This is a genomic window from Litorerythrobacter xanthomarinus (genome assembly GCF_046254955.1).
Classification (GTDB): Bacteria; Pseudomonadota; Alphaproteobacteria; order Sphingomonadales; family Sphingomonadaceae; genus Qipengyuania_C.
This window is the reverse complement of record NZ_JBJXRG010000001.1, coordinates 1,664,032-1,677,641: the sequence shown is the minus strand read 5'-3', so window position 1 is coordinate 1,677,641 and position 13,610 is coordinate 1,664,032. Positions and strand designations below refer to the sequence as shown.

Annotated in this window: 17 protein-coding genes and 1 tRNA gene; 8 read left to right on the top strand and 10 right to left on the bottom strand. The window is 62.4% G+C overall.

The window, feature by feature from the left end; genetic code table 11:
* Window positions 1–215: 215 nt before the first annotated feature.
* Window positions 216–1,196 (bottom strand): asparaginase, encoded by a 981-nt coding sequence (locus ACEWMW_RS08275; protein WP_409413407.1) that lies wholly within the window; start codon window positions 1,194–1,196, stop codon window positions 216–218.
* Window positions 1,197–1,292: 96 nt separating this feature from the next.
* Here ACEWMW_RS08275 and ACEWMW_RS08270 point away from each other — a divergent pair.
* A tRNA-Val gene (locus ACEWMW_RS08270) sits at window positions 1,293–1,368 on the top strand.
* 13 nt (window positions 1,369–1,381) lie between these two features.
* On the opposite strand, the gene ACEWMW_RS08265 is transcribed toward ACEWMW_RS08270, so the two are convergent.
* A complete protein-coding gene (locus ACEWMW_RS08265; protein ID WP_409413406.1) occupies window positions 1,382–1,915 on the bottom strand; it encodes a TlpA family protein disulfide reductase in 534 nt (177 codons plus the stop codon).
* A gap of 55 nt (window positions 1,916–1,970) precedes the next feature.
* On the opposite strand from ACEWMW_RS08265, the gene argH reads away from it, so the two are divergent.
* The 6 genes from argH to ACEWMW_RS08235 are packed head-to-tail and all read left to right on the top strand — an operon-like array spanning window position 1,971 to window position 6,548.
* Window positions 1,971–3,347 (top strand): argininosuccinate lyase, encoded by a 1,377-nt coding sequence (gene argH, locus ACEWMW_RS08260; protein ID WP_409413630.1) that lies wholly within the window; start codon window positions 1,971–1,973, stop codon window positions 3,345–3,347.
* Window positions 3,347–3,592 carry a hypothetical protein gene (locus ACEWMW_RS08255; RefSeq protein WP_409413405.1) on the top strand — a complete coding sequence of 82 codons (246 nt, stop codon included), beginning with the start codon at window positions 3,347–3,349 and terminating at the stop codon, window positions 3,590–3,592. Before argH ends, ACEWMW_RS08255 begins: the two co-directional genes overlap by 1 nt.
* A 5-nt stretch (window positions 3,593–3,597) precedes the next feature.
* The gene (gene lysA, locus ACEWMW_RS08250) at window positions 3,598–4,875 is read left to right on the top strand and encodes a diaminopimelate decarboxylase (RefSeq protein WP_409413404.1); all 1,278 of its coding nucleotides are present in this window, start codon (window positions 3,598–3,600) and stop codon (window positions 4,873–4,875) included.
* Between the two features lie 7 nt (window positions 4,876–4,882).
* Window positions 4,883–5,653, top strand: a complete 771-nt coding sequence (locus tag ACEWMW_RS08245; RefSeq protein WP_409413403.1) for a precorrin-2 dehydrogenase/sirohydrochlorin ferrochelatase family protein — start codon at window positions 4,883–4,885, stop codon at window positions 5,651–5,653.
* Window positions 5,654–5,691: 38 nt separating this feature from the next.
* A complete protein-coding gene (locus ACEWMW_RS08240) occupies window positions 5,692–6,138 on the top strand; it encodes a YeeE/YedE family protein (RefSeq protein ID WP_409413402.1) in 447 nt (148 codons plus the stop codon).
* Window positions 6,135–6,548 (top strand): DUF6691 family protein, encoded by a 414-nt coding sequence (locus tag ACEWMW_RS08235; RefSeq protein WP_409413401.1) that lies wholly within the window; start codon window positions 6,135–6,137, stop codon window positions 6,546–6,548. Before ACEWMW_RS08240 ends, ACEWMW_RS08235 begins: the two co-directional genes overlap by 4 nt.
* Window positions 6,549–6,555: 7 nt before the next feature.
* On the opposite strand, the gene ACEWMW_RS08230 is transcribed toward ACEWMW_RS08235, so the two are convergent.
* The 5 genes from ACEWMW_RS08230 to ACEWMW_RS08210 form a co-directional block, all read right to left on the bottom strand.
* Window positions 6,556–7,515, bottom strand: coding sequence for a winged helix DNA-binding protein (locus ACEWMW_RS08230; protein WP_409413400.1), 960 nt, complete (start codon window positions 7,513–7,515; stop codon window positions 6,556–6,558).
* Between the two features lie 88 nt (window positions 7,516–7,603).
* Complete coding sequence (locus tag ACEWMW_RS08225; RefSeq protein ID WP_409413399.1) at window positions 7,604–8,893, bottom strand: adenylosuccinate synthase; 1,290 nt, start codon at window positions 8,891–8,893, stop codon at window positions 7,604–7,606.
* A gap of 353 nt (window positions 8,894–9,246) precedes the next feature.
* Window positions 9,247–9,513 carry a hypothetical protein gene (locus ACEWMW_RS08220; RefSeq protein WP_409413398.1) on the bottom strand — a complete coding sequence of 89 codons (267 nt, stop codon included), beginning with the start codon at window positions 9,511–9,513 and terminating at the stop codon, window positions 9,247–9,249.
* 227 nt (window positions 9,514–9,740) lie between these two features.
* On the bottom strand, window positions 9,741–9,908 hold the full coding sequence (locus tag ACEWMW_RS08215) for a hypothetical protein (RefSeq protein ID WP_409413397.1): 168 nt from the start codon (window positions 9,906–9,908) through the stop codon (window positions 9,741–9,743).
* A gap of 121 nt (window positions 9,909–10,029) precedes the next feature.
* Entirely contained in the window at window positions 10,030–10,956 is a 927-nt protein-coding gene (locus ACEWMW_RS08210; RefSeq protein WP_409413396.1) for a hypothetical protein, read from the bottom strand.
* A gap of 68 nt (window positions 10,957–11,024) precedes the next feature.
* Between ACEWMW_RS08210 and ACEWMW_RS08205 the strand changes: the two genes are divergently transcribed.
* Window positions 11,025–11,522 carry an RrF2 family transcriptional regulator gene (locus tag ACEWMW_RS08205; protein WP_409413395.1) on the top strand — a complete coding sequence of 166 codons (498 nt, stop codon included), beginning with the start codon at window positions 11,025–11,027 and terminating at the stop codon, window positions 11,520–11,522.
* On the opposite strand, the gene ACEWMW_RS08200 is transcribed toward ACEWMW_RS08205, so the two are convergent.
* Genes ACEWMW_RS08200 through ACEWMW_RS08190 form a run of 3 tightly spaced genes read right to left on the bottom strand, consistent with a single transcriptional unit; the run spans window position 11,519 to window position 13,598 of the window.
* Complete coding sequence (locus tag ACEWMW_RS08200; protein WP_409413394.1) at window positions 11,519–11,911, bottom strand: RidA family protein; 393 nt, start codon at window positions 11,909–11,911, stop codon at window positions 11,519–11,521. The genes ACEWMW_RS08205 and ACEWMW_RS08200 overlap by 4 nt on opposite strands.
* A 3-nt stretch (window positions 11,912–11,914) precedes the next feature.
* Complete coding sequence (locus ACEWMW_RS08195; RefSeq protein ID WP_409413393.1) at window positions 11,915–12,457, bottom strand: hypothetical protein; 543 nt, start codon at window positions 12,455–12,457, stop codon at window positions 11,915–11,917.
* 25 nt (window positions 12,458–12,482) lie between these two features.
* Complete coding sequence (locus tag ACEWMW_RS08190) at window positions 12,483–13,598, bottom strand: ATP phosphoribosyltransferase regulatory subunit (RefSeq protein ID WP_409413392.1); 1,116 nt, start codon at window positions 13,596–13,598, stop codon at window positions 12,483–12,485.
* Between the last annotated feature and the right edge of the window lie 12 nt (window positions 13,599–13,610).

Genomic DNA, 13,610 nt, shown 5'->3' with positions numbered 1-13,610 from the left:
GGTGCAGTTTCTGCACTCAGCTCACTTGGCGGCGAAGGCCTTGGCCGAAAGCGCCTTGACCGCGTCCCATAGCGCCAAAACCGCTGTTTGGCTTGCGTTATATTGCAGGTGCGAAAGAAATGTCGGCGAAGGTAAGAGAGTGGCCTTTGGCAGAAAAAGCGAACTGTTGGGTACGCAACGTCAGAACGGAGGAGCTTCCCGCACCCAACACAAATTTACCGCCGATCAAACTCGGCCTGGATCGCCACACGATCGGCTTTCCCGCTCGCCAGCATGAGCTGTACGAGAATTCGTGCCTTCGCGGGCCGCAATGCACGGACCGCGATAAAGCCCAGCTCGTCGTCAGAAGGGGCGCGATCAACCAGCGCCTCTTCGACGCGGCTGGCACGAACGACGATCATCCCTGCCTTGGCGAGCCCTGCCAGATAGTCGCGGACAGCTTCGGGCATATTGCCCTCTCCCACTCCCGCGACGATGACCGCGCGCGTCTTTCCGGTGATTTGCCGCGCAGCAACGTCCGCCGTAATCCCGGCATAGATGTAAATCAGAGCGACTTCAGGCCACGGATCGGGATAAGCAAAGCGCGCCTCTTCTCCGCTGCGCCAAGGAGCTCCGAACCATTCCAGTTTGCTGGGCCTGACCAGTCCAATCTCGTCGCGCGGATAGCCCGCGAACGCATCGGCGCTGGCCGTGCGCGCCTTGCGGATATCGCGCGCGGCGAAAACCTTGTCTCCCATCACCACCAATACGCCCCTGCCAGCCGCATCGCCGTCGCTCACGACCTGCACCGCATTGGCGAAATTCCGCAGTCCGTCAGATCCGACCGCATCAGCTGGCCGCATCGCGCCGACCATCACCACCGGCTTGTCTGCCGGCAGGGTTTGGTCGAACAGGAATGCGGTTTCCTCGACTGTGTCGGTGCCATGGGTGATGATCACTCCGTTACACGCCGGATCATTGATCGCCGCAAGCGCAGCGCGGTGCAGCTGTGCCCAGATTTGCTCGCCTATGTCCTCCGAACCGATATTGGCGATCTGCTGGCCGCGGAATTGCGAATCGATGCCCAGCGCGCTTACCTGGCCGAGCAATTCATCGATTCCGATCTGGCCCGGGCGATAGTCGTGCCGGGTGGCCGAACCGGCCTTTCCGGCAATGGTTCCCCCTGTGGCCAGGACAGTGATTCTCGGCTGCGTCATGCCCAGCGACCTAGCGGTCGGAAAACTTTCGCGCCATCAGCAATTGATTTTGCAGAATTGGACGCTAGATAGCCCCCACTTGCAAAGCGAGCCGTGGGGCGATTAGCTCAGTTGGTAGAGCATCTCGTTTACACCGAGAGGGTCGGCAGTTCGAGCCTGTCATCGCCCACCACTCCTCGTTTTGCCTAAGTCCCCAAAGCCTCATCGATAGCGGCGCGAGCTTCCTCGCTGCCCCAGTCATAGCCGCCGACCACGCGCCAGATTTCCTGGCCGCTGGCATCGTAGAGAACTGTGGTTGGCAGGACGACATCGCCCAGCGCGAAGCCTAGCCGCGTGTCGGGATCGAGCCACGGTTCGAGAAATTCGAATGATCGCTGGGCGAAAAATGGCTCGACCCGCTCGGCGCCTTGCAAATCCTGGCTCACCGTGACCACGCGCATCCGCCCGTCGTAATCCGCCGCCAGCTCATCCAGCAGCGGCATCTCGGCGATGCACGGCGCGCACCAGGTCGCCCACAGGTTCACAAGCACATGCTGCCCCTGCAAAGCACCGGTGTTGAGGCTCCGGCCCGCCGGATCGGTCAACGCGACCGCCGGCATCAGGTCGCCGGAAAAGCCGCGATCGATCTCGCCAGTCAATTCAGGCTTTGCCGCCCCCAATTGCGGCTGTTGTTGCGAGTCATGCGGCGCTTCCCTATCGCAGCCCGAAAGCAGCAGCATGGCGATCAGAACAGACGTGAGCGGCGAACGGGACACTGACAAGGGCTCCAATCAGATGTGGGGCGGACGCTTTGCCGAAGGGCCGAGCGCGATCATGCGCGAGATAAACGCCTCCATTCCCTTCGACAAGGCGCTGTGGCGGCAGGATATCGCCGCATCGAAGGCGCATGTCGCGATGCTGGGCGCGCAGGGGATCGTGAGCGCGGACGATTCCAAGACGATTTCCGAAGGGCTCGACAAGGTCGCCGCCGAATATGAGCGCGATGGGGTTCCGGAAGACTGGGACCTCGAAGACATTCACATGACGGTCGAGGCACGGCTGGCCGAATTGATCGGCCCGGTGGCAGGCCGTTTGCACACGGCGCGCAGCCGCAACGACCAGGTCGCGACCGATTTCCGGATGTGGGTGCGCGATGCAATGGACCGCGCCGACTACGGTCTAGGCCTAGTGATGGTTTCGCTGGTTGAGCGGGCAGGCGAACATTCTGGCAGCATCATGCCCGGCTTCACCCATTTGCAAACCGCACAGCCGGTGACGCTCGGCCATCACTTAATGGCTTATTTCGAGATGTTTCACCGGGATCGTGACCGCTTTGCAGCGGCGCGCGACAGGATGAACCTCTGCCCGCTTGGCAGCGCGGCGCTGGCCGGGACTGGCTTCCCGATCGATCGCGACGCGACGGCAAAAGAGCTTGGCTTTGCCTTTCCGACGCGCAATTCTCTCGACGCCGTATCGGACCGCGATTTTGCGCTCGATTACCTCCAGGCGGCCAGCCAATGCGCCATCCACCTATCTCGCCTGGCCGAGGAAATGGTGCTGTGGGCAAGCCAGCCATTCGGTTTTATCCGTCTGCCCGACGCACTCAGCACCGGCAGTTCGATCATGCCGCAGAAGAAGAACCCCGATGCGGCGGAACTGGTGCGCGGTCATGCCGGACGGATCATCGGCTGCGCGACCGCGCTTCAAGTAACGATGAAGGGCCTGCCGCTCGCTTATTCGAAAGACATGCAGGACGACAAGCCGCCGGTGTTCGAAGCCGCAGGGCTGCTTGACCTGTGCCTCGCCGCAATGGCCGGAATGGTAGCCGACAGCGCGTTTAACACCGAGCGGATGCGCGAAGCCGCCGAACTCGGCTATGCGACCGCAACGGACCTCGCCGACTGGCTGGTGCGCGAAGCCGACGTGCCATTCCGCGAGGCGCATCATGTTACTGGCGCCGCGGTCAAGCTGGCCGAAAGCAAGGGCGTGGCGCTCGACGCGCTATCGCTTGATGAGCTACGGAAAATCGATGGGCGGATCGACGAGCGCGTGTATGATGCGCTTTCGGTCGAGGCATCGGTCGCTGCCCGGTCATCTTTCGGGGGAACCGCACCCGACCAGGTCCGCGCGCGCGTGGCCGAAGCGAGGAAACTGATGGGAATGGACGACTAATGCGCAGCAAGCTTGCCATCCTCGCCCCTGTTTCGATCCTGGCGCTGGCCGCTTGCGGTCAAAGCCGCGATCTTGAGCCGCAGGCCGGATCGAGCCTGCCGCCCGCACCCTTCGGCGCCGGGGAACGGCCCAATGCGGAAGAGTTGCTCGAAATGGAAACCCTCGCTGCACCCGAGCGCAGCGTCGAATTGCGCCGTCGTTCGGAAGAGCGTGAAGACGATCCTTTCGACCTTCCGCCGGACTAAGCGCGATGGACCATTTCCAGATTCGAGGCGGCGTACTTAACGCCGAAGATGTTCCGCTCCCGCGCATTGCGGAAGAGGTTGGCACCCCGGTCTACGTGTATTCGCGCGCTACGCTCGAGCGGCATGCACGCGTATTTCGCGCAGGCCTCGCGCCTGTTGCCGAGCAATCGGGGCACGAGCCGCTGATCGCTTTCGCGGTGAAGTCCAACCCCAATCTTGCTGTGCTCAAAGTGTTGGCAAATGAGGGCTATGGCGCGGATGTGGTCTCGGGCGGTGAGCTGACCCGCGCACTGGCAGCAGGCATGCCGGCGGAGAAGATCGTTTTTTCTGGTGTCGGTAAGACGCGCGCCGAACTGGAACTCGGTCTTGAGAAGCAGATCGGCCAGTTCAATATCGAATCGCGCGAAGAGGGCTGCGAGCTGGCGGAGCTAGCAGCAAAACTGGGCCGGACAGCGCAGGCGACCTTGCGGATCAATCCCGATGTCGATGCCAAGACGCATGAGAAGATCTCGACCGGCAAGGCCGAGAACAAGTTCGGTATCCCGCTAGTCCACGCACTCGAAGTGTTTGATGAACTTGCGCATCTGGAAGGACTGAACCTGCGCGGCGTGGCAGTCCATATCGGTAGCCAACTGCTCGATCTCGAACCGCTTGAAAGTGCTTTCGCCAAAGTTGGTCAGCTAGTCGCGGACTTGCGCCAGGCCGGACACAAGATCACGCATGTCGATCTGGGCGGCGGCCTGGGAGTGCCTTACAAGGCGGGCGAGAACCCGCCTTCGCCTTCTGACTACGGCTCGATGGTCGCCCGCGCGACGGATGGCTGGGGTGTCCACCTCGCATTCGAACCGGGCCGCGTGATTGCGGGCAATGCCGGGGTGCTGTTGACCCGTGTTATCCGCGTGAAGCGCGGCGGCAACGGGCCACCCTTCGTGATTGTCGATGCGGCAATGAATGATCTCGCCCGCCCGGCGCTCTACGGCGCTTGGCACGATTTCGACGCGGTTGAACCTTCGGGCGAAAGCATGACCGCCAACATCGTCGGCCCGATTTGCGAGACCGGCGATACTTTCGCGCGCGACCGCGAATGCGATGCACTACAATCGGGTGACCTTGCCGTGTTCCGCACCGCCGGGGCTTACGGCGCAACCATGGCGAGTTCTTATAATTCGCGCGGTTTTGTTGCCGAAGTGATGGTGAGCGGGAGTCAATACGCGGTCGTGGCTGACCGCATCGCCGCCGCCGCAATCATGGATGCCGAACGCGTCCCCGACTTCCTGAGCTGATACCGCGATGCGAAGCCTGCCGCTCTTCCACCGGATCGCAGGCCAGCGCGTGGTGCTGGTTGGTGATGGAGCGATGGCGGAGGCCAAGCAGAGGCTGATCGAGCGCGCGGGCGGCACCCGTTGCTCGGAGGCCGAGGCGCATCATGCGAAGCTAGCATTCGTGGCACTGGAAGATGAGAGGGAGGCCCAGGCTGCCGCACGGCGACTCAAGGCGAAGGGCCTGCTGGTGAATGTCGCTGACATGCCCGATCTGTGTGACTTCACTCTCCCCAGCATCCTGGAACGCGATCCGGTGCTGGTTGCCATATCGACCAGCGGCGCTTCGGCGGGGCTCGCCAAGCACTTGCGGCTTCGGCTGGAAGCCCTCCTGCCGCAGACGATCGGCAGGCTGACGCAGGGCCTTTCGGATGCGCGCGACCGGCTGCGCGAGACGTTCACCAATGGCGATGATCGCCGACGGGCACTGGACGAAGCACTGGGGGAAGGCGGAGCGCTCGATGTGTTGGACGGCGCTTCCGCAGAACGGCTAAACGACTGGCTGAAAGGCAACCGCGAGGTTGCGCGATCGCGAACAATCGATATTGTCCTCGACAGTGACGATCCCGAAGATCTTACCCTGCGCCATGCACGCCTGCTCGGCATGGCCGATGTCGTGATGCACGATCCCGGTGTTCCCGAGCCGATCCTGATCCGTGCCCGGGCCGATGCTTTGCGCCGCCCGCTGACGGAAGAGCAGACGCCGATCGAGGGACTGGTAGTCATCCTCCGGAGATCCTAGAGTCGGGGGGCGTCAATAGCGGGAGAGGAGCGTTTCGCATGTTGCCAGGTTTTCCGGTTGCCGATCCCATCGGCGGACTGATCGGCGGTCTTCTAATCGGTCTGTCCGCTACCATAATGCTGCTTGGACTGGGGCGCATCGCCGGAATCTCCGGCATCGCTGCCCGCGCAGTCGGCCTTGCCCCGGCAGGAATGGAGCGATCCGCCGCATGGGCGTTCGTCATCGGGCTTCCGCTGGGCGCGTTGATCATTTTGCTTATCAAAGGCGGTCTTACGGCGAGCTTCGCCAATCCGGTTTTGCTGGGCATAGCCGGCATCATCGTCGGCTTTGGAACGCGCCTCGGTAGCGGATGCACCAGTGGCCACGGCGTTTGCGGAGTCAGCAGGCTGTCGCAACGCTCGCTGGTTGCGACGATCACTTTCATGGCGACTGGAATCGCTACTGTGGCGATCATGAATGCACTGGACATCGAGGTCCTGCCATGAACGCTCGGACCATAGTTTCGCTAGTGTGCGGAACGCTATTCGGTGCCGGTCTGGCTACCGGCGGGATGACCGATCCGGCGCGGGTGCGCGGTTTCCTCGACCTGTTTGGCGATTGGGACCCCACCTTGGCCTTCGTGATGGGCGGAGCGCTCATCGTCATGGCGGTTGCGTGGCAAGTCCAGCGCCGGCTCGCGGGCCCGCTTTTCGAGAGCCAGTTCGCCTTGCCAGATCGAACCGATCTGACACCCAGCCTCATCGGCGGAGCGGCGCTGTTCGGGATCGGCTGGGGGATCGCCGGGCTTTGCCCCGGCCCCGCTGTCGCGGCACTCGTGATCGAACCCATCTCCGCCGCTATTTTCGTGATCGCAATGGTCGCGGGAATGGCCGGCGCGAGAATGCTCGAACGCTAGCGCTGACCTAACCCACCTCGCCGCCAATTTCGGCGAAATAGCGCGCCATGGCATCGGCGGCCCTGTCGGTCAGACCGATGAATGCGCGCCGCTTGTCGGCATCGTCCTCGACCCGCTCGAACAAGCCGCTTTCGACCATTTGCGCGATCCAGCGAAGCGCGGTGGTCGCCGGGACACCTGAGGCAATGCAGAGCGAGGTAACCGAGACCCGGCGATGCTCGACCCGTGCAGCGGTGAGATCGAGCAGCATGTCCCACGCCGGATCGGCAAACAGAGCGCCGTCAAAATAGTCGCGGCGCTTCTGGCGCCTGGAAATTATGGCGCGCACGAGCCGTGGATCGGGCAGCGGAGGCTTGGCAGCCCGGAGCCGGCCTTCCTGCGTACCGTCCTTGCCCTTGAATCCGCTCTTGGGCGACTCGAACCGGAACACGCCATCACCGCCGCGCTCAGGGAACGTATCGAGACGCTTGGCAATCTCCTCGACCTGCTCGGTCAGCCGGATCAGCGTCACCCGCTCATCATCAGAGAACTCGCGCACCCTCATGCTTCGCGTTTTGGCCAAGGCACGCCCCAAGGCCAATACGCGTTCACCCCTAGTCGGATCGACCAGGATTTGCGCATCGGCCTGCGTGAGACAGGCAAAGACATCCTCGAGAGCATCAAACCGGGTCGACACGATCACCTGGCTGTCTGCGCGCGCCGCACGCTTATCGAGCCGTAGCAAGGCCGCCAGCGTGTCGCCGTTCACCGCCGGACAATCGATCAGGATGATTTCACCCAGGGGGCGGACATCGCCAGCCAGCAAGCATTCCAACCCGGCCATTTGCCGCGTCTCCAGGCCGGCCGAAGCCGCATCATCTGCAAGGCGCGCGCGCGCCAGTTCGTCATCGGCGAAAACAGACAGCGTTGTCAGCCCGCCCAAGCCAGCGCGGCTGCTGTCCGGATAAGCGAAATCGGCCTGGGCCATTGCTACGTTCCTTCACGACTCGTGTGGAACATAAGTAGAACAACGGATATTTTTGTCAAGCGTGGGAGAGAGTTACCGAGTCCAGCTGTTAGTCGACAAACGGATCACGCACCAGGATGGTATCCTCGCGCTCGGGGCTGGTCGAAACCAACGCAACGGGCGTTTCGATCAGCTCCTGCACGCGCTGGATATACTTGATCGCCTGCGCCGGAAGATTGGCCCAGCTGCGCGCGCCGGCGGTTGTTTCGCTCCAGCCTTCCATCTCCTCGTAGATCGGTTCGACCCGCGCCTGGTCGGCGGCATGGGCGGGCAGGTAATCGAGGATCTTCCCGTCGAGGCGATAGCCGGTGCAGATCTTCACCGTCTCGAACCCGTCGAGCACGTCCACCTTGGTCAGCGCGATCCCGGTCACCCCGCTGATCGCGCAGCTCTGGCGCACCAGCACCGCATCGAACCAGCCGCAGCGCCGCTGCCGCCCGGTGACAGTGCCGAACTCATGGCCCCGCTCGCCCAGCCGCTGCCCGTCATCATCGTCGAGCTCGGTCGGGAACGGTCCGCTGCCCACACGCGTGGTATAGGCCTTGACGATCCCCAGCACGAAACCGGTCGAGTTGGGCCCGAGGCCGCTTCCCGAAGCAGCCGTCCCGCTCACCGTGTTGGAACTGGTGACGAACGGGTACGTGCCGTGATCGATATCGAGCAGCACGCCCTGCGCGCCTTCGAACAGGATCTTGGCGCCCGCCTTGCGGACCTTGTTCAGCCGTTTCCACACTGGCTGGGCGAAGCGCAGCACGAATGGTGCAATCTCGCGCAAATCGCCCAGCAGGCGCTCCCGATCGATCGGCGGTTCGTCGAACCCGGCGCGAAGCGCGTCATGATGGGCGCAGAGGCGATCAAGCTGCGGCTCGAGCGCGTCGAGATGCGCGAGGTCGCACACACGGATCGCGCGGCGGCCGACCTTGTCTTCGTAAGCCGGGCCGATCCCGCGGCCCGTGGTCCCGATCTTGCCCGATCCGGCAGCCGCTTCGCGCAGGCCATCAAGGTCGCGGTGGATCGGCAGGATCAGCGGGCAATTGTCGGCCACCGCGAAGTTCTCTTCGCTGATGGTGACGCCCTGCCCTTCGAGCTTTTCGACTTCGGCCTTGAGCGCCCACGGATCGAGCACGACGCCATTGCCGATGATCGAGAGCGTGCCGGTGACGATCCCCGATGGCAGCAGGCTGAGCTTGTAAGTGGTGTTGCCGACGACCAGCGTATGTCCGGCATTGTGCCCGCCCTGGAAGCGCACCACAGCATCGGCACGGCTGGCAAGCCAGTCGACGATCTTGCCCTTGCCTTCATCGCCCCACTGGGCGCCGATTACGGTTACGTTGGCCATGCTTGTGCGTCCTCACCTGCCAAGGTGATCCGCGCAGTCCTTCGACAGGACTCGACTACGGGATGTGGATAGAGGGGCAACGTGAGCCCCGAATGCGGTGCGCGGGGTAGAGGGGCCTGCGGGGGTGAGTCAAGCGGCGTGCGGCGGCGTTCCCAAATCCTACTCGATGGAGCACATGGAGCACTGTCCATGGAGCGGAAAGTGGTTGGCGCGGAAACGAAAATTTTGCTTTTCTGTACAGAGTTTTGCAGCGTACTCTTAAACTTGTGCCTAATATCACATGAAATACGCAATGTAGGAAAGGAGCGAATGTCTGCTTACGACCCAATTGCGGACATTGTAGAGTTGGCAAGCTAATCACCTTTCGGATTGCGAACCCTATAACCCTTTAGAAATTTTACGGCGGTGGCCATTCCCATACCAAATCCGAGTGGAAGCCAAACCACTGCTGTGTATGCGAGTACTAGCAACACGTTTTCTTGGGAATAACCAAGTGCTGCGCCGATCAACGCCATTGGAATCCCGACCACCGATCCGGCGATGAGTGAACTGACAATCGAAAAGGCTAACGAAAGTGCGCCGATGGCCCAAAGCACCAATGGATCGCGAATATAGCTCATGGCGATATCCTAGATGGTCAGTATGTTTGTGGCAATTCGATAACAACGTCCGCTAGCGACCCAATCGCTTTCGGCCCTTCTCTCCTCCGGATGGGGGAGAGATACGAAGGCTTGGCGATCCAGAGCTTGTCGAAGGGCGCCTAGCCGAAGTTGAGAGGGGGTTTGTGTTCCAACGGCGTGGGACACCCCTCACCCAACGCTCTCCCCTCAAGGCAAGAGGGCTTTTCTCAGCTTTCCTGCCGCTCGGCTTCGCGCTTGCTCACAACATAGGCATAGGCGAGGCCAACCAGCAGGACCACGCCGCTGCCGCCCGCGACAAACGCCGAATCCGTCAGAACTGCGGCGATGATCAGCACAACCGTGGCAATCAGGATAAACAGGGTAATCTTGGACATTTTGCGCCCCTAACTTACTCAGTTGGTGGCCTCCGCGATCCAGCACTCGGCCTGCGCTGTTAACAACGCCTCACGAGGATCGGTGAATCGCCATTAAGCATGTGCCGCGGATCGGCGTGCGTCACTCCGCCACCGGGATCGTACACGAGGATGCATAACCCAGCCCGCGTTTGAGCGCGGGGAATAGCCGTCCACTGGCGGCGGCGAGCGTCAATTCGGTGCGGATGGGTCGCGAATATTGCGCTTCTAACTGCTCGCCAAGCTCTGCCGCCTGGGCGACATTTCCGCTCGCAATGGCGGAGCCGAAATCATAGGCCAGCGCGTCCACTTCGTTCTCGGGCTTGCCCATCAGCGCGTTCTGCAGGCGGTCCGGATCCATCCGGTCAGCCAGTGCGAAATTGCGCACGATCTCGACGCACGGCCCGCAGTCCTCGGCCCGAGTCGAACCCAGCCGCGCCATATGGATCATGTCCTTCGGCGCATGATAGTAGTGCCCTGAAAGCACCATGCCATGCTGAAACTTCTCGACCGCGAAGCCGCCCGCATCGGACAAGTCGTCAAAATAGGGCTCGGCATCACCCACCATCCGGTTCATCAGGCTGACGAACATGGCTTTGGGCAGCGGCACGGGCGAGACGCGCTGGCGAGCCAACTGGATCATCACGGCGACGATCACGATCAGCGGCGGGCCGAGCACGCCGGGTGCATCGCGCCAGAAGATGTCGGGGCTGCAGATGCCCGCCAGTACTTCGTAGATATGCAAGATACCGTGCGCGCCGAGCCACAAGGTGCCGACCATCGCGCTTCCCCAGCGCAGCGCCGGATTGGCCGCCGCAAATGCCAGCAGCGCGCCCGACACCAGATAGGCGATCCCGATATCGCGGATGAAATGCTGGTTGGCAGGCCCGCTCGCCTTCACCGTCCCGACGAAATCGTACCAGCCGAACGGGTCGGTGAGCATGAACATACCGTTGAACAGGGCAAAAGCCGCTGCCAATGCGATGAGGACTTGCACCAGCCGGTCGAGAGCGTCAGGTTTGCCATACATTATCGGATCTCCTATATCCGGATATTTACTATCCGTTTATTGAGACCGGCGCAATAGGGCTGACGCAGATGAAGATCAACAAAGGTGTCGAATGGGCGGGCCATGCCTGCGCGCTTTTGGTGCCGCTATGGCCGGACAAGGGCCTCTCGCTGTCTGCCCTCGCCGAGTTCCATGAGCTGCCCGAGCCTTATATGGCCAAGCAGATGCAAGCTCTTGCGCGCGCGGGTATTGTCACCGGCGGCCGTGGGAGGAGCGGGTTCTACACACTCGCCAAACCGCCGGGCGAGATCACGCTGCTCGATATATTGCTGGCGGTGGACGGAGAAGAGCCGATGTTCCGCTGCAGCGAGATCCGTCAGCAAGGACCGTGCGCGAGCAAGCCGAAAGACTGCAAAGTCCCATGCAATATTGCTGCGGGGTTCTGGCGCGCTGAAGAGGCCTATCGAGAGAGCTTGCGCCAGATCGATCTCGCCACATTGTCGGGAGCGGTTGCGGCGCAACTCGGCCCGGACAAGGTCGCAAAAGCCGGCGAATGGATGGGCGCCAACGCTCGCAGCCGCACCTAAGCGACTGCCGCGATCACATCGATCTCAACCATCAATTCGGGCAGCGCGAGCGATCGTACTTCGACAATCGTGTCCGCAGGATAAGGCGGCGTGAAATACTGCTTTCGCGCTTCGACGATCTTCGGAAAGTTCGCCATGTCGGTGAGGTAAATCGTCACCTTGACTATCCTCTCCATCTTGCTGCCGCCCGCCTCCAGCACGCGGGCGATATTGGCCATGGTCTGCGCGAGCTGGGCATCGAAATCGCGCTCCCCGACAATCGCGCCTTGCTCGTCGATCGCGGCTTGTCCTGAGAGGTAAAGCATCCCGCCCACCTTCCAACCCGGCGCAATCGCATAGGGCGCGAGCGGATCAGGATCTATCCGGATGACTTGGGGGGCATCAGCCATGCGTCAGTCTCCTCGAGTTTTACCTGCGTGGGCAAAATTGCGCTGCTGTTCGGCCATGTCGCGCGGCCTTTCGGCATAAGTCAGCGGATCCCATTCGCTGTTCTGCGCACCCAGGAAATCGCCGCCATAGATGTGGATCGCCCCGGTTAGCGCGTCGAGCGGATTATGCACCGAATGGATCACGTCCGGGCCAAACGAGCACACTTCGCCCGCCGCAAGCGACTTCGCACCGCTTGCCTCAATGGAGCCTCCTGCGCGTCTCCACAGCATATTGTTCTCACGCCCAGCATAGAGCCCGATGGTGGCCCACATCGAATGCGTGTGCGGCTCGGTAATCAAGCGCGGCGGCCACACGAGGTGCATGATGGTGAGATCTTCGCTCGCATGCATCACATCGAAGCCGCCCGCTTGTGGCTCGCCCATCCAGGGCGGCGGGCCCGACCATGCGTCCAGACACGACTTGAGCGTTTCGGCGGCGCTTTCCTGGGGCTTGGGCGCGCTCAGGCAGCCGGCAATTGCATCGATGAATTCGGCTTCGCTATCCATGTCGGCCAGCTTAGCCAAAATCCACTCACAAAGCGACGGGTTCGCCGCCTTTGAGGATATGAGTGCAACCTAGGGCCTGAGGATCGTCTGCTTCCGAAAGCGCCGCGACAGTCCGCCAGCCGCTTTCGCGCAACCGGCCAGCGGCATCGCTATCATGGCCGAGCGGGAGGAACAGCGTATCGCGCGCTTCGAGCGGGTCCAGCGCGCCTTCGGCGTCGAGTAACGGATCGAGATAGAGCGAGAAGCCTGTCGCCGGTTCATTCGCACCGCCAATGGTGTAGGTCCCGCCCCGCCCCAGCGCGCCCAGCACGCCTTCGGCATAGAGCGTGAAACCGAACCAGCTCTGGTATTCGAAGCCGTGGCGCTCGCTCGGGTCGAGCGTGACGCGGGCCTTGTCGCCAATGCTGGTGGAGATTTCGCGCAGGCCCGCAATCCGGCTGGCAAGCGCCCCGCCCGCATCGATTGCGGCGAGTTTCTCGATCGCATCATCGAATGCGCCGGTCGCGTAGAGCAGCGGAAGATATCCTTCGCCGCCAGCCGCAGCGAGACCCCCGGCATCCTTGGTATCGAGCTCGCGCCGGACAGCCTCGGCCTGCTCGGCATCGAGCGGCAGCGCCTGTTTGGACAAGGTGTCGACTAGGTCAGGCAGAGTGAAATCAACCGAAATGCCCGTCGCGCCAGCCGCCGCCAGCGCCTCAATACCCAGCAGCACGATCTCCGATGCTGCGGCAACGGTATCGCTGCCGATCAGCTCAGCACCCAGTTGCAATTTTTGGCGTGCCGGATCCAGCTGGTCCGCTTTGATCCGAGCCACTTCGCCGCCGTAGCACAGCCGCAATGGGCGCGGGCTTTCCGTCATGCTGGTCGACGCGATCCGCCCCACTTGCACGGTAATATCCGAACGCAGCGCCAAGGTGCGCAGGCTCACCGGATCGACAAAGCGGAACATGCGGCGCGGTTCGATCCCGTCCATGCGGCGAGCCATCGAGCCTTCGAATTCGACCAACGGCGGCCGCACGCGGTCATAGCCGCGCGCATCCATTGCAGCGAGAGCGCCGCGCATCGCGCGGGTCAGCAGCGCAGCATCTTCGGGCAAGCGGTCCTGCAGCCCCTCGGGCAGAAGATCTTCCGGATCGGTCATAGCGGCAGCGCC